This window comes from Type-D symbiont of Plautia stali (assembly GCF_001485335.1).
Classification (GTDB): domain Bacteria; phylum Pseudomonadota; class Gammaproteobacteria; order Enterobacterales; family Enterobacteriaceae; genus Pantoea; species Pantoea vagans_C.
Window position 1 is genome coordinate 57733 of sequence record NZ_BBOC01000009.1, and the last position, 22532, is coordinate 80264.

Sequence of the window (22532 nt, forward strand, 5' to 3'; positions counted from 1 at the left end):
TTTTACCCAAGCCATTATTCTCCGCCTCTTTTTTATTCCGTATCCTTAACGTATTCAATGCTGTTCACAAACCAGATCTTTTGTCCTTCTGGCGTGTTCACCGTCACCTCGTCATCCACTTCTTTCTTGATCAACGCGCGCGCCATCGGCGAATCAATTGAGATGTAATCTTTTATCCCTTCATCATAAATTTCATCGGGCCCAACAATACGAAACCGCTTTGCCTCGCCCTGCTCATTCTCCACTACCACCCAGGCACCAAAGAACACTTTGCCCTCCTGCTGTGGGGCATAGTCAACAATTTTGAGATCGGCGAGGCACTTGCGCAGATAGCGCACACGGCGGTCAATCTGGCGCAACAGACGCTTGTTGTAGGTGTAATCGGCATTTTCTGAGCGATCGCCAAGGCTCGCCGCCCAGGAGACAATTTTGGTGATTTCCGGACGCTTTTCATTCCACAAATGGTCGTGCTCGGCACGTAATTTGTTATAGCCTTCGCGGGTAATCAGTTGAGTTTTCATCACATCTACTCGTGGTAACTGCATTTCAGGTCTTCAATAAGCCAACAATAAGCGACTGCTCAACCTTCAGCAAGGCATGCCCCGTAATGTGCGCGCTGTATTCAGAAAAAGACGGATTCACCCGGCCCCGGCTGGCAATTTGCAGTCTCAATCCGTATAACTGTCCCCTATTTCCAACCCTGTGTAAGCATTGTTAATGATGATGAAAGATTCACTGAGCCAGATTATCGCAAGTGAGCTGAAGGCGCGCGCCGACCAGGTTGACGCAGCCGTTCGCTTGCTGGATGAAGGGAACACCGTGCCGTTTATCGCACGTTATCGTAAGGAAGTGACCGGTGGGCTGGACGACACCCAGTTGCGTCAGCTTGAGAGCCGCCTTGGCTATCTGCGTGAGCTGGAAGAACGCCGTCAGTCGATTCTAAAATCCATCGACGAACAGGGCAAACTTACCCCGGAACTCGCCAGCGCGATCAATAACACACTGAACAAAACCGAGCTGGAAGACCTTTACCTGCCTTATAAGCAGAAACGTCGTACCCGTGGTCAAATTGCCATTGAGGCCGGTCTGGAACCGCTGGCCGAAACGCTGTGGCACGATCCCTCAAAGGACCCAGAACAGCTGGCAGCGGGTTATGTCGATGCGGATAAAGGCGTTGCCGACGTGCGCGCGGCCTTGGATGGTGCACGCTACATCCTGATGGAACGCTTTGCTGAAGACGCTACGCTGCTGGCGAAAGTGCGTGATTACCTGTGGAAGAATGCACACGTCGTGTCCCGCGTGGTGGAAGGCAAAGAGGAGGAAGGCGCGAAATTCCGCGATTACTTCGATCATCATGAAGCCCTGAGTTCTGTGCCTTCGCACCGTGCATTAGCGATGTTCCGTGGTCGCAATGAAGGCGTGCTGCAACTGTCACTGAATGCCGATCCGCAATTTGACGAAGCACCCCGTGAAAGCCACGGTGAGACACTGATTACCGAGCACCTGCAACTGCGCCTGAATAACGCTCCGGCGGATAGCTGGCGTAAAGCCGTGGTGAGCTGGACCTGGCGTATCAAGGTGTTGCTGCACCTCGAAACCGAGTTGATGGGCACCATCCGTGAACGCGCTGAAGATGAGGCGATTAATGTCTTCGCCCGCAACCTGCACGATCTGTTGATGGCGGCTCCGGCTGGCATGCGCGCGACCATGGGCCTCGATCCGGGCCTGCGTACTGGCGTAAAAGTCGCCGTGGTGGATGCCACCGGCAAATTAGTCGCGACCGACACGATTTACCCGCACACCGGACAAGTCGCAAAAGCAGCAAACTCCGTTGCCGCGCTCTGTGCCAAACATCAGGTTGAACTGGTGGCCATCGGCAACGGTACCGCTTCACGCGAGACCGAGCGCTTCTTCCTCGACGTGCAGAAGCAGTTCCCACAGATTCACGCGCAGAAAGTGATCGTCAGCGAAGCGGGTGCCTCCGTTTACTCGGCTTCTGAACTGGCCGCATTAGAGTTCCCGGATTTAGACGTTTCTCTGCGCGGAGCCGTTTCCATCGCACGCCGTCTGCAAGATCCACTGGCCGAACTGGTGAAAATCGATCCGAAATCTATCGGTGTGGGCCAGTATCAGCACGACGTGAGCCAAAGCCAGCTGGCGAAGAAACTGGACGCCGTGGTAGAGGACTGCGTGAACGCCGTAGGGGTTGACCTCAATACCGCCTCGGTGGCGCTGTTGACCCGTGTGGCAGGTTTGACGCGCATGATGGCGCAGAACATTGTCAGCTGGCGTGATGAGAACGGTCGCTTCCAGAACCGTCAGCAGCTATTGAAAGTGAGCCGCCTTGGGCCCAAAGCGTTTGAGCAGTGTGCGGGCTTCCTGCGCATCAACCAGGGTGATAACCCGCTGGATGCCTCAACGGTGCACCCAGAAGCCTATCCGTTGGTTGAGCGTATTCTGGCGGCAACCGAGCAGGCATTGAACGAGTTGATGGGCAATCCTGGTGGTTTGCGTGACCTCAACGCGCGTGACTTTACCGATGAGCGTTTTGGTCTGCCGACCGTTACTGACATCATTAAAGAGCTGGAGAAACCGGGCCGCGATCCACGTCCTGAATTCAAAACCGCGCAGTTTGCTGAAGGTGTAGAAACGCTGAATGATTTGCTGCCAGGCATGATTCTGGAAGGCGCAGTCACCAACGTCACCAACTTCGGTGCCTTTGTCGATATCGGCGTACATCAGGATGGTCTGGTTCACATCTCATCTCTTTCCGACAAGTTCGTTGAAGATCCGCATCAAGTGGTGAAAGCCGGCGACATTGTCAAAGTGAAGGTGATGGAAGTGGATATGCAGCGCAAACGTATTGCCCTCACCATGCGTCTGGATGAGCAACCTGGCGAAAGCAATGCGCGCGGCGGTAATAACCGCAGCAGTGGCAAAGAGCAGAACCGCCCAGCCGCTAACAACAAAGCTCGCGGCAAACCCGCCAGTGCGCCAGCAGGCAATAGCGCCATGGGCGATGCGCTGGCTGCGGCTTTCGGTAAAAAGCGCTAAACTCATCCTGAGTAGGGCGGCCTTTAGGCCGCCCTAAAGCACGCCCCTGCATGACCCTCTCAAGTTGATAAATCCCCCCTACCGTCTACGCTGAAAAAATCCGTGTGAAAAAATGACCTTCCGCGTGGCCCAACGATCTGATGGACAAAATCAACGCATTACTTGATGAGATTTACGAAGGCCGCTTTCCCGTCGCCGCACGTGAGCGCCTGCTTTCGCACATTCGCGCTGCACGTGATACCGCTAAACTGCCACGCAAAGCGCACTGGGATGAAAAAGATGTGGTGTTGATTAGCTATGCCGATCAGTTCCGCGAACCCGATCAGCCCACGCTCGCCAGCTTCTCACGCTTTTATCAGCAGCACTTACAATCGACGTTCAGCCTGGTGCACCTGCTGCCGTTTTTCCCTTATTCGTCTGATGACGGCTTCTCGGTAATTGATTATCACCAGGTTAATCCGATCTGCGGCAACTGGCAGCATATTGCGGCCTTGCACAGTGAAACCCGGCTGATGTTCGATTTCGTCTGTAATCACATGTCCGCGCACAGCCAGTGGTTTCAACATTTCCTGGCGCAGGACCCCGGCTGGGATGACTTTTTCATCAGCATGCCACCCGCTACGGACCTCAGTGCGGTCACGCGGCCACGCACCTCACCGCTGCTCACCCCTTTTACCCTGGCTAACGGCGAGACACGCTTTATCTGGACCACTTTCAGCGCCGATCAAATTGACCTCAACTTTGCCAATCCGGAAGTGTTGATTCGCATGGTGGGCGTGCTACTGGATTACCTCAACAAAGGCGCCGACTATGTGCGGCTTGATGCCGTTGGCTATATGTGGAAAACGCCTGGAACCAACTGTATCCACCTGGCAAAAACACACCAGTTAGTGAAGCTGTTTCGTGCCATCGCCAACGAGGTCGCACCCGGCACGGTGATTGTCACCGAAACCAATGTGCCGCATAAAGACAACATCAGCTACTTTGGCAATGGTAATGACGAAGCGCAAATGGTGTACCAGTTCTCACTGCCGCCATTGGTGCTACACGCCATTCACTCTGGTTCATCACGTGCGTTACGCCAGTGGGCCAGCACGCTGGATACGGGAAATGGCAGCACCACCTTCTTCAACTTTCTCGCTTCGCACGATGGCATAGGCCTCAACCCGGCGCGCGGGATTTTGTCGGAGATAGAGATTGTGGCGCTGGTGCGTGAGCTGGCGCTGGAAGGTGCGCTGGTCTCCTACAAGAACAATCCCGATGGCACCACCAGTCCTTATGAAATCAACGTGACCTACCTTGATGCACTTAACCACCAAAGCGATGATGATGACACGCGTCTACGTCGATTCTTGCTCGCTCACGCCATTCTGCTGGTCTTTCCGGGGGTGCCCGCAATTTATATTCAGAGCATCCTCGGTTCGCGAAATGATAATGAAGGCGTGCATGCCGCCGGGCATAACCGAGCGATCAATCGAGAAAAATACAGCCTGCATGAAATGGAAGCATGGATTAGCGGTGGTAATGCACTGCGTCAGCAAGTGTATGAACGATTGAGCGCGTTGATTCAACTCCGCACGCGCCAGCCTGCCTTTCATCCCGACAACCCGATGACGTTATTAGAGAGTGAAAATGCGCTGCTGATGCTACGCCGCCATCAGTCAGGCAGTGAGGAGGGGTTACTCTGTATCTTTAACCTCAGCAGCCGCGAGATCACGACGCGGTTGCCACAGTCAAAGCTTTATCAGGATGTCATCAGTGGGGAGAAAATTGATGGCAGCGAGACATTCACGCTCGCTGCCTGGCAGTTTATGTGGCTGCGAGATTAATCACTTATAGACATCCGCGGTGGCGCTGAATTTGCCATGCTCACGACCCGCAATCACCAGAAAGTACTTTCCACCTTTTTCATCGGCCGCTTTGGAAAGTTCTCGCTTCGCATCCATTGGTGACGTCGTTTCCGCTGTTGTTGTCACCGTACCGATTTTCTCAAGGTTCATTTTTTGTACTTCTTCTTTAGTCACTTCCTTTGCAGCGAACGCTGAAAACGACACCGCGCTCATCACCAGAGAAGCCACAGCCCATTTCATCATCTTCATAGCATTACCCTCATCCATATTTCCATTATTGGGATGTAAGCGGCCGCTAAGCACAACAGGCGAGAAAAAAGACAGGTTCACACCTCGCAGCGGTGCAGCTCACGTCAAAAGTATTGCCGCTGGTGACAAATTTGCCAGCGCAGCAACAGAATTAACGCGCAACTGATTGGATGAACTCGATAATATGCTGACAAAATGCATCAGGGTGAGAGATAAATGGCGCATGTGCCGCCTTCTCCATCACGATTGATGGGGAAGTGGGTAATGCTTCGTCCAGCATCGGGGCAATACGGCGTGGAACCAAACCATCCAGCGCCCCATACAAACGCAGCAATGGCAGCGTCATGTGCGGCAAATCAGCACGCAGATCCCCCTCATGCAAGATCTTAAGCCCACCCTCAAGCACTTCAACTGAAGGCATCGGCTGCGACAGCACCACCTCCTTCAACTGACGAGCATCCTGGCGCGCATTCTCGGTGCCCATGGTTTGTAACGCCAGAAAGCGTTCCACGGTGCGCTGGAAGTCATTGCTTAGCTGCTGTTGAAAGCTTTCCAGCGTTTCCGGCTTGATGCCAGGCCACTCACCACGCGCGGTAAAACAGGGCGAAGAGGCAACGCTAATCAATGCGCTAACGCGTTCCGGCTGCGTCAAGGCGATTTGGCTGGCAACCAGTCCTCCCAATGACCAGCCGAGAAGTATCGCACGTGCGGGCAGTTGCGGTAGCAGCTGTTGCGCCATATTGGCTAAGGTCAGCGGCCCAAAGCCCTGGCTGCGGCCAAAGCCCGGCAGGTCCACCAAATGCAGACGAAAATGCGGACTGAGTCGAGGAACGATGTTTTGCCACACTTCCGCGTTTAATCCCCAGCCGTGCAGCAGCACAAGATCGCGATCGCCCTCGCCCGTGGTGTGCCAGTAAAGCGAACTCATCGGTTACACTCCCGAAAAGTGAAAAAGAGGCCGCTATGCTATCAATCCCTGCACTCTGTTGGCTATGCCGCTTACCGTTACAGATCGCGGGGCATGGCATATGCAGCCGCTGTATCAGGCAGATTCCACCCTTACCCACACTCTGTCCTTGTTGTGGATTACCCGCCTGCGGTACCCAGCCCTGCGGGCGCTGCATCCGCCATCCTCTGCCGTGGCAGAGTTTAACCTGTGTCAGTGATTACCAGCCGCCGGTCAGCGATTGGGTGTTACAGCTAAAATTTTCCCGCGCGACCGCACTTAGAGTGATGCTGGCGCGGCTACTTTTGTTAAAATTATTAACAAATCGGCGCAATAACCTTTTACCACGCATAGATTTAGTGTTGAGTGTACCGCTGCATCGCCGCCGAGCCTGGCGACGTGGCTACAATCAGGCCGGGTTGGTGGCAAAACCGCTGGCGCACTGGTTAGGCTGTGAATATCGCGAAGGCGTTCGCCGTCGAAGGCAGGGTGCTTTACAACATGCGTTGCGTGCCAGCGCCCGTAAAAAAACCTGCGTGGCGCGTTTCGCCTTGAAATGTCGGTGCGCGGACGTCATATCTTACTCATCGATGATGTGGTGACCACCGGAAGCACGGTGGCAGAAATCAGCCGCATCCTGCTGGCGCAAGGCGCGTCCAGTGTTCATATTGGCTGCCTGTGCCGTACCTTGTAGAGCGTCGGTGTTGGGCGTATTATAACCAAGTAATTTAGTTAACTATTGAGCAATCGCCATGATCGTTATTACTGATGCTGCGCAAGAGCACTTTTCAAAATTGCTGTCGAAACAAGAAGACGGCACGCAAATTCGCGTATTCGTCATTAATCCGGGTACGCCGACCGCGGAATGCGGCGTTTCTTACTGCCCACCCGATGCAGTAGAAGCCACTGACACCGAAATGAAGTTCGAAAAGCTGTCAGCTTATATCGATGAGCTGAGCGCTCCTTATCTGGAAGATGCCGAGATCGATTTTGTCACTGACAACCTCGGTTCCCAGCTGACGCTGAAAGCGCCGAACGCCAAGATGCGCAAAGTGTCTGACGATGCGCCAATGGTTGAGCGGGTAGAGTATCTGCTACAGGCGCAGATCAACCCGCAACTGGCTGGTCATGGCGGTCGCGTATCGCTGATGGAAATCACCGATGACGGCTATGCCATTCTGCAGTTTGGCGGCGGCTGTAACGGCTGTTCAATGATCGACGTGACGCTGAAAGATGGTATCGAGAAAGAGCTACTGGCAGCCTTCCCTGAGCTGAAAGGTGTGCGTGACCTCACCGAACACCAGCGCGGCGAGCACTCTTACTACTGATTTTGTGGCGGCAGCGCATCCGTGCTGCCGCTCTCTTATGCCTCTTTGCGCCCCACGCTGACCGCTTTCATCACCTGCTGTACCGCTTTATCATCAAACATTTCTTCCAGCGTGACGCTCAACTTCCGTCGCCAATTCGGATATTCATTCACTGTACCCGGTACATTGACTGGCGAAATCATTCCCAGCCAATCCTCCGGTTGTAGTCCTAGTAAAGCGCTTCCCGTCTGAGCAAGAAAACGATGCATCGCCAAATTCAGCGCGGGTGTGAGGGATTGTTCATTCGCTAGCTCAGTGCCTTGTGCAGACAGTGCCCCCGCCTGCTGTAATGCATCCAGTAACGCTTGCTTCTGCGTGACCCGCTGTTGTTGCAGTGATTGCAGTACGCTTCCGCGGTACATCCCCAGTTTCTCGCCCAACGTCAAATCACCGGCCTGCCAGAATCCACTTAACGTCGGCAAATCATGCGTACTGGCGCTGGCAATCGACTGGCGAGGATAGGCAGAAGGTGGGCGATATCGGCCATCTCTTTCCTGTTCAAAAAAGAGAACCTTCCAGGAAAAGATGCCGTGGCTACGCAACATACGAACGATCATCGGCGGCACCGTGCCTAAATCCTCGCCAATCACCATGCAGCCATGCCGCTGGCTTTCCAGTGCGAGGATCGCCATCAACTCGTCGACCGGATACGAAACGTACGCGCCCTTGTCAGCACCTTCGCCATAAGGGATCCACCACAGCCGCAGTAGCGCCATCACATGGTCGATACGCAACGCGCCGCAGTCACGCATATTGGCACGCAGCAGGTCGATAAACGGCTGATATCCCCGTGCACGCATCACATGCGGATCGAGCGGCGGCAACGCCCAGTTTTGCCCCAGCGGCCCCAGACGATCGGGCGGTGCGCCCACTGACGCGCCAAGCTTATAGAGCTGCGGGTCCAGCCAGGTTTCTGCGCTGTGTTGCGCGACCCCAACCGCCAAATCGCGATACAGCCCAACCGCCATACCCAATTGCTGGCTGCGCTGCCAGCAGGCCGCAAACTGTTGCTGCGCCAGCCACTGCAGCCAACTCCAGAACTGAATCTCATCTTCATGATCGGCACACCACTGCTGCACCTCAGGCTGGTGCGCGTGACGCCAACCTTCCGGCCATTTCTCCCAGCCCCATTCGTCAGGATGACTGGCGGCACGTTCCGCAAGGATGCCATCAAAAGCCGCTTGATAGCGCAGCGCGTCACCGCCCTCAGCAACAAACTGCTGAAAATCGGCATCGGGTTTCCAGCTTTGCCAGGCAAAACGCAATGCCGCTATTTTCAGCGCAGCGACCGCACTGTAGTCCACCCAATCAGTGGCACGAGCTTGTTTTAATGCGGTACGGGTTTTGGCGAGCTTCCACCAACGTTGCGCCGCGATGCTGTGTGCAAAAGCCGCCACCTGGTTGACATCAATGTAGAGCACATTCAGCCAGCGGCGCGACGCTGGACTGTAAGGACTGGCATGGTCCGGTTGAGCCGGATAGAGCGCGTGCAGAGGGTTGAGGCCAACAAAATCACCGCCGTTGGCCGCAACCTGCTCCAGCATCTGCTGCAAATCGCCGAAATCACCGATGCCCCAATTGCTGTCAGATCGCAGTGTGTAAAGCTGCACCAACGCGCCCCAACGCTTTTCACCCTGTTGCAGTGGCTCGGGCAGATAGCAACGGCGTGGTGCGATAATGATGCGCGTTTGCCACTGTTTACGTCCCTGACGCAACGTGAAGCTGTGATAGCCCTGCGGCAGGCGCGGCGGGAGCGTTAACGCTTCCCCACCCTGAAGGGTCCCACTGAAGGTTTTGCCCTGTTCGCTCTGGAGTTGCCAGCTAAACTCGCCTTTGCCCTGCGGCGTAAGCTGCCGCTTGGTGCGCGGCGTAAAGACCTGCACCGGCGGCAGCGGCGGCACCTTACCTGCTGGCGTATCCATTACCGCCAGCAGGGCTCGTTTAGTCTCATCACTGATGCTTTCCGGTTCACCTTTAGCATTGATAAATTCCACGGCGATACCGGCGGACAGCGCGTCCTGATCCAGTTTGCTGAGCGTCATGGTTTTCTCCTTTGGCGCGGTGCGCCTAGATGCGCACCCTACAAAATCGTGTAATCGCGTTGCCATGTCGCCATTTTGGGCGACCTGGCATCAGCGCGCAGCCTGCCAGATACGCTGTTGGTAATCGCGGATGGATCGATCCGAACTAAAACGCCCGGTACGCGCGGTATTAAGGATGGCCGCCTTGGTCCAGGCCTCTGGATTCTTCCACAGTGCTTCCACTTGCTGCTGCGCGGCGATGTATGCATCGAAATCCGCCAGCACCAGCCAGGGATCGCCATTTTTGGTCAGGCTATCGAGCAGCAAATTAAACGCCTGTTTATCGCCATCGCTAAACTTGCCCTTCTCCAGGTCCTTCAACAAGCCATCAAGATACGGGTTCTTTTTGCGCAGTTTTTTCGGGCTATAGCCGTTGGCTTTGAGCGCCTTCACCTCATCGACGGTATTGCCGAAGATAAAGATGTTCTTTTCGCCCACCGCATCGGCAATTTCGACGTTGGCACCGTCCAGGGTACCAATGGTGAGCGCCCCGTTGAGCGCCAGCTTCATATTACCGGTACCAGAAGCTTCATAACCGGCGGTGGAGATCTGTTCAGAAAGATCGGCGGCGGGAATCATCAATTCCGCCGCCGTGATGCGGTAATCCGGAATAAACACCACTTTGAGCCGATCGCTCACCTTCGGATCGTTGTTGATCACTTCTGCCACTTTATTGATGGCATAGATAATATTTTTAGCGAGGTAATAACCCGGCGCGGCTTTTGCGCCAAACAGGAACACCCGCGGTACGACGTCAGGATTTTTAGGATCTTCACGTAGCTGGCGATAACAGTGCAGCATATGCAGCAGGCTGAGGTGCTGGCGTTTGTACTCATGTAGACGCTTAATCTGCACATCAAACAGCGCATCGGGGTTCACATCAATGCCGGTGACGCGTTTGATATATACCGTCAGGCGCAGCTTGTTTTGCTGCTTAATGGTGCGGAACTGCTGACGAAAGGCCTTCTTACGTGCGTAAGGTGCCAGCCACTCCAGCGCATCCAGATCGTTAGCCCACTCGACCTGCAGTGTTTCATCAATCAGGTTAGATAACAGGGGATTACACTGTTTGAGCCAACGACGCGGCGTGATGCCATTGGTGACATTATGGAATTTGTTTGGCCAGAGCTGGTGATATTCCGGGAACAGATCTTTCACCACCAGTTCAGAGTGCAGCGCGGCAACACCGTTAACCGCAAAGCAGCTCACCACGCACAGGTTTGCCATGCGCACTTGCCCTTCGGCCACCACGGCCAGCTTATGCCAAATCTCGCGATCACTCGGCCACTGCTTCTTCACCACTTTTTTCAGGCGCTGATTAATTTCTCGGATAATCAGCATATGGCGCGGCAGCAGGTCGCGAACCAGTTGTTCATCCCATCGCTCCAGCGCTTCTGGCATTAACGTGTGGTTGGTATATGCAAATACCCGGCTGGTGATATGCCAGGCTTCATCCCAACTCAGTTGATGTTCATCCAGCAGCACACGCAGCATTTCCGGGATGGCAATGGTGGGATGGGTATCGTTGAGTTGAATCACTTCGAACTCAGGCAAGCTGTGAATCGAACGCCCGGCAAAATGATGACGCCGCAGGATATCTCCCACCGCACAGGCGCACTGGAAATACTGCTGCATCAGGCGCAGTCGCTTGCCTTCTGCATGATTATCGTTCGGATAGAGCACCTTGGTCAGTTTATCGGCGTCGATCCCTGGCTGCTCGGCCTGCAGGAATTTACCATTGTTGAACAGGGTGAGATCAAACGGGTGTGCGCTGGTGGCTTTCCACAGCCGTAGCGGTAAGGTCACGCCATTACGATAACCCACCACCGGCAAATCCCAGGCTTCTCCCTTTAAATGAAATTTCGGCCGCCATTGCAGCGTGCCATCCTCATTTTTCTTCACTTTACCGCCAATGCCTACCTGCACATCCTGCGCGGCGTTATGGCGAAACCAGGGATAGCTATCACGCTGCCAGTCGTCCGGTGCCTCTTTTTGCTGCCCATCATCAAAGGTCTGGCGGAACAGGCCATATTGATAGTTGAGCCCATGTCCCATTCCCGCCTGCCCGACGGTCGCCATTGAATCCATATAGCAGGCGGCTAAGCGCCCTAATCCGCCGTTGCCCAGCGCAGGATCAATCTCTTCTTCCAGCAATTCGCTCAGCTCTATCTGATGCTCGGCCAGCGCGGCCTGTACCTCGTTGTACCAGCCGAGGTTGAGCAGGTTATTGCCGGTCAAACGACCAATCAGAAATTCCATCGACAGATAATTAACATGGCGCTGGCCCATGCGCGGTGTGGCGGGCGGTTGGGTGGCGAGCATTTCTGCCAGCACGCTGCTCAGCGCTTGCCACCATTGGTGCGGTGTCATTTGTTGGGCGGAAGTGAGTCCAAGATGCTGCCATTGGCGGGTCAGTGCGGCGTCGAAACGTGTTTTATTAAATTTTTGCTGCGACATATCAATCCCTTCGAGTCCGTTAACGGTAAAGACGGGCGAGCGCATAACCAGAAAGGATAAGTTAAGCCGGAGGCGGAGAAAAAAGCGACAGGGAAATGCGGGTGCGGTGAAAAAAAACGATGTTGAGGCAGACTCATGTTATTGCGGTGCAATTTATCGCGCAGTGCATTGCGTACTACTTTTCGGTCGCCATAAATGGCAACCCTACAACGATCGTGCGCGGTGTTTGGTCGCCATAAATGGCAACCCTACGGCGATCGTAGGGTGCGCATTTATGCGCACCTGCAAATTCATCAACACAGTTCGAGGTGAACTTCGTGCTGCTCAATCACCTTCAGGACACTGGCCGGTGGGGTTTTATCGGTATACATATAGTCAATCAGGCTCATGCTGCCGAGGTTCACCATCGCATTACGACCAAACTTCGAGTGGTCGACAACCAACATCACGCAACGCGAGTTTTCGATGATGGCGCGTTTGGTGCGGACTTCGTGGTAATCGAACTCCAGAAGCGAACCATCCATATCGATGCCGCTAATCCCCAGGATGCCGTAATCCAGGCGGAACTGGGAGATAAAATCGAGCGTGGCTTCCCCCATGATGCCACCATCGCGGGTACGGACTTCGCCACCCGCAATGATCACGCGGAAATCCGGCTTCGCCATCAACAAAATCGCGACATTCAGATTGTTGGTGACGATGCGCAGATTATTATGATTCAGCAACGCATGCGCTACCGCTTCCGGCGTGGTGCCGATATCGATAAACAGCGTCGCGCCATCCGGGATCTGGCTCGCGACGCGCTCAGCAATGCGCGCTTTCTCTGCCGACCACATCATTTTGCGGTCTTGCCACGCCGTGTTTTCGGAGCTGGAAGGCAGCGCCGCACCGCCATGATGGCGCTGAATTTTATTCTGATCGGCCAGATCGTTGAGATCGCGCCGGATAGTTTGCGGGCTCACCTCAAAGTGATCCACCAGCTCTTCCGTGCTGACATATCCCTGACGCCGGACCAGATCGATAATGGCGTCATGACGTTGCGTCTGCTTCACATCCCTCTCCTCGGCTTAACGCCGTTTTCTTCTTTGTTGTCTAACGACGCGCGATATTGCGCGTATCGACAAAGGCCATAGCAAGGCCCACCAGCAAACCAGTGACGTGGGCGGCATTGGCAATCGACAGGCCAAAGGCGCCGTACCAGCCAATAATCAGCCATACAATAGCGAAGCCCATCAAACCACGCTCCAGATAAATGCCACTTTCGGGATCGCGCTCGCCTCGCAACCAACAATATCCCATCAGCGCGTAGACCACACCGGACAATCCGCCGAAGAGTACGCCGCTAAACTTGGCCTGCATCCAACCGCTTAAAAGCGCGGAAATGAGCATAATCACAAACAGCTTTCCGCTGCCAATGCGCTTCTCAACTGCACCACCGAGATACCACCACCACATCAGATTGAACAAGATGTGCAGCAGTGAGAAATGCAGCAACGCATGGCTAAACCAGCGCCAGACCTGGAAATACTGTGAGGAGTCGGCCGGCCACGCCAGCCAGTCGAGTGCCACATCATCACCCACAATCTGCATCATGATAAACACCGCCACACAGGCGATCATGATGGTCATGGTGAGCGGGCCTGCGCGTTCACGAATGTTCGCCCAGATGTTGCTGCGCTCATAGCGTAAGCCCGATTCGGTGCTGCCGGTGTGCCAACTGGCGGCCTGATAACGCGGATGGTTGGGATCGCGAACGAACTGCGCAAGTTCGTTTTCGACCAGCGAAAGCTGCGTTTCATCATCCAGCATAATCACATAGTGACTTTCGCGCTCAATGCGCAGCGTGACGCCACGCGTGGCCATGTAATCGACAAATGCCTGCGCCATACGGGGATGGTTAAATTGGGTAATGCGCATCGTGCGTACTCTCCTTCCTTTTAGAGATCGGTTCAGACGCTGCCTGTTGCCACCTGCGCCGGAAAGGCAGCGCGCCACGCGTCAAAACCGCCATCAATGCTGTAGGTCGCGTTAAACCCTTGTCCTGAAAGGAATTGTGCTGCGCCTTTACTGCTGTTGCCGTGGTAGCACATCACCAGTACCGGCAAGTCGTGATTGGCCTGTGCAATAAAGTCAGCGAGGTTGTCGTTAGAAAGATGTAGCGAGCCCGTAGCATGGCCCATTGCAAAACTTTGCGGATCGCGGATGTCCACCAGCTGTGCGCCTTGTGCCAGGTGCTCGTTAGCCTGCTGAACCGTAATACATTCGAAGTTTTCCATGGTGTCTCTCATTAGGTCGTCACAATTAGCGCCTAGTTTAACCTGAGAAGCCGCCGCGATAACCTGACAAAAGTTAAGGCTATGGATTTTTTTCCTGCAGGAATGTTAGCTATATCACGCAAAAATGTTTTATTGAGTTAAGCGCTGGCATCAATGTTGGTTTCCGATTATCATTACGCTCGAAAACGAACATTTTAGAACTATTCCGAACATCGGAGGAGATAACGTGGAAACCAAAGACCTGATCGTGATCGGCGGCGGCATTAACGGAGCCGGCATTGCAGTGGACGCTGCAGGACGCGGACTGTCAGTGCTGATGCTGGAGGCGCGGGATTTGGCCTGTGCTACCTCCTCTAATAGCTCAAAGTTGATTCACGGTGGCTTGCGCTATCTGGAACATTACGAATTCCGCCTGGTGGGCGAAGCGTTGGCTGAACGCGAAGTGCTGCTGAAAATGGCACCGCATATTGCCTTCCCTATGCGCTTCCGCTTGCCGCACCGTCCGCACCTGCGTCCGGCGTGGATGATCCGTCTGGGCCTGTTTATGTACGATCGCCTTGGCAAACGTACCACTTTACCCGGCAGTAAAGGTCTGCGTTTTGGCGCGGAATCGGCCCTTAAGCCTGAAATCACGCGCGGATTCGAATATTCGGACTGCTGGGTGGACGATGCGCGCATGGTGGTGCTCAATGCACAAGAAGTGGTGAAGCAGGGTGGTGAAGTCCGCACCCGTACCCGCGTCAACCGCGCATGGCGCGAAGGCGGCTTGTGGATGGTGGAAGCCGAAGATATCGATACTGGCAAAACCTTTACCTGGCGCGCCAAAGGCCTGGTTAACGCAGCCGGCCCATGGGTAAAACAGCTGTTTGACGACGGTCTGAAGTTGAAATCGCCGTATGGCATTCGCTTGATCAAAGGCAGCCACATTGTGGTGCCGCGCGTACACCGCGAAAAGCAGGCCTATATCCTGCAAAACGAAGATAACCGTATCGTGTTTGTGATTCCGTGGATGGATGAATTCTCCATCATCGGCACCACTGACGTGGAGTACAAAGGCGATCCGAAAGATGTGAAGATTGATGACAACGAAATCAGCTATCTGCTGAAGGTGTTCAACGGACACTTCAAACAGCAGTTGAGCAAAGAGGACATTGTCTGGACTTACTCTGGCGTGCGTCCGCTGTGCGATGACGAATCGGATTCCCCGCAGGCGATCACCCGTGATTACACGCTGGATGTACATGACGACAACGGTCAGGCACCGCTGCTGTCCGTGTTTGGCGGCAAGCTGACCACCTACCGTAAGCTGGCCGAGCACGCGCTGGAAAAACTGGCCAAGTATTACCCGAATGCGGGTCCAGCCTGGACCAAAACGGCGGTGTTGCCGGGCGGTGATTTCTCCGGTTCACGTGAAGATTACGCCGCAGGTCTGCGTCGTCGTTATCCGTTTATCAGTGAAGGGATGGCGCGCCACTTCGCCCGGACTTACGGCAGCCGTACTGAAGTATTACTGGAAGGCGCAACCAGCCTGGCTGATCTGGGTGAGAACTTCGGCCATGAGTTTTACGAAGCCGAACTGCGTTACCTGGTGAAACACGAGTGGGTGCGCGAGTTGGATGATGCCATCTGGCGTCGTACCAAACAGGGCATGTGGTTGACGGAAGCAGAGCAGGCGCGCATTCGCGAATGGCTGGCGGCCAACGGTCAGAAACCGGCGCTGTCACTGGCATCGTAATAAAAAGGTCGCCATTTATGGCGACCCTACATATAGGGTGCGCATTGATGCGCACCGCATAAAAATGCACCTTTTCAGGTGCATTTTTTTATTACAGCCCGGTATTCTCACGAATATATTTACGTGCTTTCACCGCATATTCGAACGGATTAGCCAGCGCCGGATCCTGTTCTGCTTCAACCACCATCCAGCCTTTGTAGCCGTAATCGTCGAGGATTTTGAACACCGGTTTAAAATCAATCACACCATCGCCAGGCACAGTGAAGGTGCCTTTCTTCACGCCATCGAGGAACGAAAGCGACTTGGCGCGCACTTCGGCCACCACGCTGTCACGCACGTCTTTCAGATGCACATGGAAAATACGTGGCAGATATTTGGTCAGCACATCCAGCATCACCTGCTGTGAGCCTTCGGAATAGTAGATGTGGCCGGTGTCATACAGCAGGCCCACGTTGTCATTGGTCGATTCCATAAAGCGATCGATTTCAGCAGGTGTCTGAATGCCAGTGCCCATATGGTGATGCAGCGTCAAACGCATACCTTTCTTCGCCGCGATCTCAGCCAGTTCGTTATAACCTTCTGCCGTCAGACGCCACTCTTCATCAGTAAAGATCGGCTTCTGTTCCAGCACCGCCAGCGTGGTGCCCTGAATGCTTTTGCTCTGCTCTGAGCAGCCAATTACGCGCGCGCCCATCGCATGCAGGAAGTTCATGTGATTAGTGAACTCGTCGATGGTTTTCGCCTTGTCACCGTTTGCGAAGAAGGTGCTGAACCACGCGTTGCAGATTTGGATGCCGCGAATATCCAGCATCGGTTTCAACACCGCCGGATCTTTTGGGTATTTACTGCCCACTTCACTGCCGGTGAAACCCGCCAATGCCATTTCGCTCACTGTCTGCTGGAAGGTGTTTTCGCTGCCCAGCTCTGGCATGTCATCGTTGGTCCAGCCGATTGGCGCAATCGCCAGTTTTACGTTGTCTTTGTTCATTGCAAATCCCTGATTCTTTGAGAGAAGAGTAAGCTCAATTACTTCGCGTAAAATGCCGGGCGTGGCGGCATGGCAACGGCCTCAATCGCACCGCTGTTCTGTGCTTTCAGGCAGGCATCTGCCGCAACAGAAGCGGCGAAACCATCCCAGGCTGAAGGGCCGGAAAGTTGACCCGCTTTTACATCATTGATGAATGCCTGCAGCTCAACGTCGTAAGCTTCGATAAAGCGGTCTTTCCAGTCGGTCAGCAGGGCATTGCCGAGACGCGCGTTTTTGCGCGTTTGGATGGCAGAAGGCTCAGGCAGTTTGGCAATGCCCTCTTCGCCCACCACTTCACACTGAATGTCGTAGCCGTAAGCGCAGTTCACGAAGATCTCGACATCAATACGGATGCCTTTCTGCGTTTCAAACAGGACAATTTGTGGATCTTTCAGTTTGGCGTGTGATTTCGACGTGGTACGTGGGAAGACCACCTGAACGGTTTTGTAGTCGTCTTCTGTTAACCAGCGTAATACATCCAGCTCGTGGATCAGGGTATTGGTGATAGCCATGTCCGTGGTGTAATTCTCACCGACGCTCTGGTTACGGTGCGCACAGTGCAGCATCAGCGGCTCGCCGATTTCACCGTCGGTGATCACTTTCTTCAATGCACGGTAGCCCGCGTCGTAAGGACGCATAAAGCCCACCTGCACCAGACGCTTACCGTGTTTGATCTCAGCGTCAACGATGCGACGGCAACCTTCAGCGCTCAGCGCCAGCGGTTTCTCACAGAATACCGGTTTGCCTGCCGCGATCGCTGCCAGCGTAAACTCTTCATGGGTTGGATCCCATGAGGTGACCAACACCGCATCAACGTCAGGTGAGTTGATGACTTGGTGGCCATCCTGATACACCTCAGCGTCGATATTCAGACGTTGCAGCGCAGCACGCGCCCCTTCCACGTTGATATCTGAAACCGCCACCACTTTCGCGCCCTGCAATACGTTATTGCAGCGACGAATGTGTTCCTGGCCAATTGCACCGGTACCAATTACACCGAGTTTGAGCGTCATAGTTATACCTGTAGAGTCGGAGGGGTTGAATAAGGCCGACGGACGCCGGCCTAAAGAGTATTAGTACTTACGTGCTTGTTGGATGTGCACGTTAAGCTTGTCTGCCACTTCCTGCGTGCGCTCGGAGGTGGAGGTTTGCGCCACACCCACGTGCCACCAGCTGAAGTATTTGTGCACCATGGTTTTTGGCAGCACTTTGATGTCGAACAGCACTGAAACGGTTTGTTTCTGCGCATCAATCAAGGCGGCTTCTAACTGCGCCAGCGTGGTGATGCGATAGGTTTTGCAGCCGTAACCGCCCGCAATTGCGGCGAAGTCTACCGGGACAAAACCGCCATCCAGCTTGCCACCTTCCGGGTTACGGAAGCGGAACTCGGTGGTGAAGCTGTCCATGCCGTGTTCCATCTGCAGGTTGTTGATACAACCGTTGGTCATGTTATCCAGCAGCACCACGTTGATTTTTGCGCCTTCCTGGATTGAGGTCACCAGCTCGGAGTGCAACATCATGAAGGAGCCATCACCCACCATCACGTAGACTTCACGCTGCGGCTGCGCCAGCTTCACGCCCAGTGCAGCGTTGACTTCATAACCCATGCACGAGTAGCCATACTCAACGTGGTACGAGTTGTAATCTTTGGTGCGCCACACGCGCTGCAGGTCGCCCGGCAGACTGCCCGCTGCCGCCACAATTACTGCATCCTTTGGGAGCTGCTCGTTTAAGGTGCCCAGCACGCTACTCTGCGTCAGCACCGACTGGGTCAGGCGCTCGAACTCAGCAAACAGCGCTTCACGGTCGGCGTGGTCGGCGATTTCAGGAATGAAATCATCCGTGTTATAGGTGGCGGCATACACACGCTGCGTTTCTTTCAACAGCTTGCTTTGCGCCTGGTCAATCTGACCACCCCAATGGTTTTCGAAGCCTTTCAGACCACTTTCCAGCGCCGTCAGACCTTCGCGCGCATCGGCCAGCAGCTGCACCGCATCCAGTTTGTAGCTGTCAAAGTTGCTGACGTTGAGGTTTAGATAGCTCACCTCTGGATTCTGGAAAATCCATTTCGATGCCGTGGTGAAATCGGTGTAGCGCGTACCGATACCGATAACTAAGTCGGCCTCTTTCGCCAGCAGGTTAGCCGCCAGACAGCCGGTTTCACCCACTCCACCCACATTCAACGGATGATCAGATACGATGGTGCCTTTCCCCGCCTGCGTCTCTGCGAACGGAATGTTAAAGCGCTCGGCAAATTTCAGCAGCGCGTCACCCGCATCTGAATATTTCAGGCCACCACCGACAATAATCAGCGGCTTGTGCTTACGGGCAATTAACGCCAGCGCATCTTCCAACTGGGCAGCCGTCGGTAAGCGACGGTCCAGACGGTGTACGCGCTTCTGGAAGAAATATTCCGGGAAGTCCCAGGCTTCACCCTGTACATCCTGAGGCAAGGCGATGGTCACCGTGCCGGTTTCAGCAGGATCGGTCAGTACACGTAAGGCGTTGATACAGGCGGTCATCAGCTGTTCAGGACGACTGACGCGGTCCCAGTATTTGCTTACGGCACGGAAGGCGTCATTGGTGCTGATGCTAAGATCGTGACTCTGTTCAATCTGCTGCAACACCGGATCAGGCTGGCGCGTGGCAAACACATCGCCAGGCAGCAGCAGTAAAGGAATGCGGTTAGCCGTTGCGGTAGCGGCGGCGGTGATCATGTTCGCGGCACCCGGTCCTACCGATGAGGTACAGGCAATGATCTGACGACGCAGTGATTGCTTGGCAAAACCAATCGCCGCGTGGGCCATGCCCTGCTCATTTCGGCCCTGATGCACCACCAGATCGCCGCTGTCTTGCTCCAGCGCCTGTCCGAGTCCCAGCACATTGCCGTGACCGAAAATGGCGAAAATGCCTTTCACAAACTTGGTTTCAACGCCATCTACGTTCAGGTACTGATTATCAAGGAATTTCACCAGCGCCTGTGCCGTGGTAAGTCTGATTGTGCCCATATGCTTCTTCCTTTACATGCTGGTACCCAGGTGATGAGTACAACGCGGTTCGGGTTTCGCTGCCGTAAATGGCGCCCGCGGATAAGTGAAACGTGTGGCGATTATAAACAAATATTTTTTTCATTAAACACGATTACAGAAGAAACATTTCATTTTGCGATGGAGATCAAATTCAGCGATGAAACGTGGGATACGGGAGTAAAGATAAGGAAGAAAGTGGAACAGCATGCTGCCATTTAACCGGTATAACGAAATTTCATTTCACTTCAGTAGCTTCCTTTATTTCACGGCATTTTCCTGCGACCTGGCTCACAAGCCAGAGCATCCGTGAAACTCATGCTGTATGACCGGCCGAGACAGCGCATCAATCAGAGTTTTACCTGGCTCACAAAATCGCGATGGATGTTTCATTTCATATTGTATTTGGAATTTTTATTCCTCATACTGCCACCAAAGCCAATAAGGCACCTTGAGAACCCGGAAGCATAGCGCTCGATGTAGGGTGGCCTCGCCCGCAGTGTCTGCTTATCACAGAAGGAAACAATAGGTATGAGTACACAACAGAAGCGGCTTGATGTGATTTGTATCGGACGCATCGCCGTCGACCTCTACGGTCAGCAAATCGGATCACGCCTGGAAGATATGACCAGCTTCAATAAGTATCTGGGCGGCTCCTCCGGCAACGTGGCATATGGCACCGCGATTCAGGGTCTGAAATCGGCGATGCTGGCGCGCGTAGGGGATGAACACAACGGCCGTTTTCTGCGTGAAGAACTGCAGCGTGTCGGTTGCAACACCGACGGGCTGATTACGGATAAAAACCGCCTGACCGGCCTGGTGATCCTCGGTATTAAGGATGAAGACACCTTCCCGCTGATTTTCTACCGCGACAACTGCGCCGATATGGGCCTGGTGCCGGAAGACATTAATGAAGAATTTATCACCTCTTCTCGTGCCGTGGCCGTGACGGGTACGCATCTGTCACATCCTCAAACGCGTGCTGCGGTGCTGAAAGCGCTGGATATCGCCAAACGCAACGGGCTGCGTACCGCGCTGGATATTGATTACCGTCCCGTGCTGTGGGGGCTGACTTCACTGGGTGATGGCGAGACCCGTTTCGTTGAGTCCGGTGAAGTGACCAAACAGCTGCAGGAAGTGCTGCACTATTTCGATTTGGTGGTAGGAACGGAAGAAGAGTTCCATATCGCGGGCGGCAGCACCGATACGCTGACGGCGCTGAAAAATGTGCGTAAGGCGAGCAAAGCGACGCTGGTGTGCAAACGCGGTCCGTTGGGTTGCGTGGTGTTTGAAGGCGATATTCCAGATAGCTGGGAACAGACCAGGCTGCAAACCGGCGTGCGTGTCGAAGTTCTGAACGTACTGGGTGCCGGTGATGCCTTTATGTCAGGCCTGCTGCGTGGCTGGCTGAACGACGAGAGTTGGGAGCAGGCTTGCCGCTACGCCAACGCATGTGGTGCCTTGGTGGTTTCACGCCATGGCTGCGCCCCAGCGATGCCAACCAAAGAAGAGCTGGACGATTTCCTTAGCCGCGATAAAGACGTGAAACGTCCCGATCTTGATGCGCGTCTGAACCATTTGCATCGCGTCACCACGCGTAAACAGCAGTGGCCAGAGCTGAATGTGTTCGCGTTCGACCACCGTAAGCAGTTGGCTGACATGGCCCGTGAAGCTGGCGTCAGTGAAGATCTCATTCCGCAACTGAAAGTGCTGCTGTTGCAGGCTGCGCAGGAAGCGGCAAACGAAGCCGGTTTGAATGAAAAGAGCGGTATTCTCGCGGATACCACTTACGGTCAGAAGGCGCTGAACGCGATTACCGGCAAAAACTGGTGGATTGGTCGCCCAATCGAACTGCCAAGCTCCCGCCCACTGCGTTTGGAGCACGGTAATATCGGTTCGCAGCTGGTCGATTGGCCGGCAGAACACGTGGTGAAATGTCTGGTGTTCTACCATCCACACGACAGTGCCGAACTGCGTAAAGAGCAGGATGAACTGGTGCTCGATGTGTGGAACGGCTGTAATAAGAGCGGCCACGAATTGTTGCTGGAAGTGATTCTGCCGGAGAGTAATCCCGACCGTAATGAATCTTACTATTACGATATGCTGAGCCACTTCTACAGCCTCGGGATTCAGCCAGACTGGTGGAAATTGCCGCCGCTGTCCGCGGAAAGCTGGCAGTCAATCAGCGGGCTGATCGAACAAAACGATCCCCACTGCCGCGGCATTTTGCTGCTCGGCCTCGACGCGCCGGAAGAGAAACTGAAAGCCGGTTTCGCCGCCGCCGCACAGGCACCGTGGGTGAAAGGCTTTGCGGTGGGTCGCACCATCTTTGGTCAACCTTCACGCCAGTGGCTGAACGGCGAATTGGATGACAAAGCGCTGATTGAAACCGTGAAAGGCAATTATCTGCGATTGATTGGCTACTGGCGCGCAGCTCGCGGCTGACAGGTTGTTATCTTGATAG

The 22532-nt window shown here is 54.4% G+C and carries 16 protein-coding genes and 1 pseudogene; 6 read left to right on the plus strand and 11 right to left on the minus strand.

Annotation, left to right across the window (positions count from 1 at the left end):
• Positions 1 to 32: 32 nt before the first annotated feature.
• Positions 33 to 521 (minus strand): transcription elongation factor GreB, encoded by a 489-nt coding sequence (gene greB / locus PSSD_RS04870; protein ID WP_058969779.1) that lies wholly within the window; start codon positions 519 to 521, stop codon positions 33 to 35.
• Positions 522 to 723: 202 nt separating this feature from the next.
• On the opposite strand from greB, the gene PSSD_RS04875 reads away from it, so the two are divergent.
• Together PSSD_RS04875 and PSSD_RS04880 are read left to right on the plus strand one after the other, a co-directional pair.
• Complete coding sequence (locus PSSD_RS04875) at positions 724 to 3054, plus strand: Tex family protein (protein ID WP_058969781.1); 2331 nt, start codon at positions 724 to 726, stop codon at positions 3052 to 3054.
• A 140-nt stretch (positions 3055 to 3194) separates the two neighbouring features.
• The gene (locus tag PSSD_RS04880; protein ID WP_058969764.1) at positions 3195 to 4883 is read left to right on the plus strand and encodes an alpha-amylase family glycosyl hydrolase; all 1689 of its coding nucleotides are present in this window, start codon (positions 3195 to 3197) and stop codon (positions 4881 to 4883) included.
• Here PSSD_RS04880 and PSSD_RS04885 read toward each other — a convergent pair whose 3' ends face one another.
• Together PSSD_RS04885 and bioH are read right to left on the minus strand one after the other, a co-directional pair.
• Positions 4884 to 5153, minus strand: a complete 270-nt coding sequence (locus PSSD_RS04885; protein WP_034820058.1) for a YdgH/BhsA/McbA family protein — start codon at positions 5151 to 5153, stop codon at positions 4884 to 4886.
• Positions 5154 to 5304: 151 nt separating this feature from the next.
• Entirely contained in the window at positions 5305 to 6081 is a 777-nt protein-coding gene (gene bioH, locus PSSD_RS04890; RefSeq protein WP_058969766.1) for a pimeloyl-ACP methyl ester esterase BioH, read from the minus strand.
• 35 nt (positions 6082 to 6116) lie between these two features.
• Here bioH and PSSD_RS04895 point away from each other — a divergent pair.
• Together PSSD_RS04895 and nfuA are read left to right on the plus strand one after the other, a co-directional pair.
• Positions 6117 to 6793 (plus strand): annotated as a pseudogene (locus tag PSSD_RS04895) (phosphoribosyltransferase family protein).
• Between the two features lie 58 nt (positions 6794 to 6851).
• Positions 6852 to 7427 carry a Fe-S biogenesis protein NfuA gene (nfuA, locus tag PSSD_RS04900; RefSeq protein WP_039332658.1) on the plus strand — a complete coding sequence of 192 codons (576 nt, stop codon included), beginning with the start codon at positions 6852 to 6854 and terminating at the stop codon, positions 7425 to 7427.
• Positions 7428 to 7462: 35 nt separating this feature from the next.
• Here nfuA and malQ read toward each other — a convergent pair whose 3' ends face one another.
• The 5 genes from malQ to glpE all read right to left on the minus strand — a co-directional run bounded on the left by malQ (position 7463) and on the right by glpE (position 14280).
• Positions 7463 to 9508, minus strand: coding sequence for a 4-alpha-glucanotransferase (gene malQ / locus PSSD_RS04905; RefSeq protein WP_058969768.1), 2046 nt, complete (start codon positions 9506 to 9508; stop codon positions 7463 to 7465).
• 90 nt (positions 9509 to 9598) lie between these two features.
• A complete protein-coding gene (gene malP / locus PSSD_RS04910) occupies positions 9599 to 12004 on the minus strand; it encodes a maltodextrin phosphorylase (protein WP_058969770.1) in 2406 nt (801 codons plus the stop codon).
• 293 nt (positions 12005 to 12297) lie between these two features.
• Entirely contained in the window at positions 12298 to 13056 is a 759-nt protein-coding gene (locus PSSD_RS04915) for a DeoR/GlpR family transcriptional regulator (protein ID WP_039328437.1), read from the minus strand.
• Positions 13057 to 13096: 40 nt separating this feature from the next.
• Positions 13097 to 13921, minus strand: a complete 825-nt coding sequence (gene glpG, locus PSSD_RS04920; protein WP_039328435.1) for a rhomboid family intramembrane serine protease GlpG — start codon at positions 13919 to 13921, stop codon at positions 13097 to 13099.
• A 32-nt stretch (positions 13922 to 13953) separates the two neighbouring features.
• Positions 13954 to 14280: a thiosulfate sulfurtransferase GlpE gene (glpE, locus tag PSSD_RS04925; RefSeq protein ID WP_039328433.1), complete on the minus strand. Its 327-nt coding sequence runs from the start codon at positions 14278 to 14280 to the stop codon at positions 13954 to 13956.
• A 226-nt stretch (positions 14281 to 14506) separates the two neighbouring features.
• Between glpE and glpD the strand changes: the two genes are divergently transcribed.
• Positions 14507 to 16015, plus strand: a complete 1509-nt coding sequence (gene glpD, locus PSSD_RS04930; protein ID WP_039328431.1) for a glycerol-3-phosphate dehydrogenase — start codon at positions 14507 to 14509, stop codon at positions 16013 to 16015.
• A 91-nt stretch (positions 16016 to 16106) separates the two neighbouring features.
• On the opposite strand, the gene iolE is transcribed toward glpD, so the two are convergent.
• From iolE to iolD, 3 genes are read right to left on the minus strand one after another with little or no spacing between them, the layout of a single operon-like run.
• Positions 16107 to 17003 carry a myo-inosose-2 dehydratase gene (iolE, locus tag PSSD_RS04935; RefSeq protein WP_039328429.1) on the minus strand — a complete coding sequence of 299 codons (897 nt, stop codon included), beginning with the start codon at positions 17001 to 17003 and terminating at the stop codon, positions 16107 to 16109.
• Positions 17004 to 17041: 38 nt separating this feature from the next.
• Positions 17042 to 18055 carry a bifunctional inositol 2-dehydrogenase/D-chiro-inositol 1-dehydrogenase gene (iolG, locus tag PSSD_RS04940; RefSeq protein ID WP_039328427.1) on the minus strand — a complete coding sequence of 338 codons (1014 nt, stop codon included), beginning with the start codon at positions 18053 to 18055 and terminating at the stop codon, positions 17042 to 17044.
• Positions 18056 to 18115: 60 nt separating this feature from the next.
• On the minus strand, positions 18116 to 20050 hold the full coding sequence (gene iolD, locus PSSD_RS04945; protein ID WP_058969772.1) for a 3D-(3,5/4)-trihydroxycyclohexane-1,2-dione acylhydrolase (decyclizing): 1935 nt from the start codon (positions 20048 to 20050) through the stop codon (positions 18116 to 18118).
• Between the two features lie 549 nt (positions 20051 to 20599).
• Between iolD and PSSD_RS04955 the strand changes: the two genes are divergently transcribed.
• Positions 20600 to 22513 (plus strand): bifunctional 5-dehydro-2-deoxygluconokinase/5-dehydro-2-deoxyphosphogluconate aldolase, encoded by a 1914-nt coding sequence (locus PSSD_RS04955; protein WP_039328422.1) that lies wholly within the window; start codon positions 20600 to 20602, stop codon positions 22511 to 22513.
• Positions 22514 to 22532: the final 19 nt, after the last annotated feature.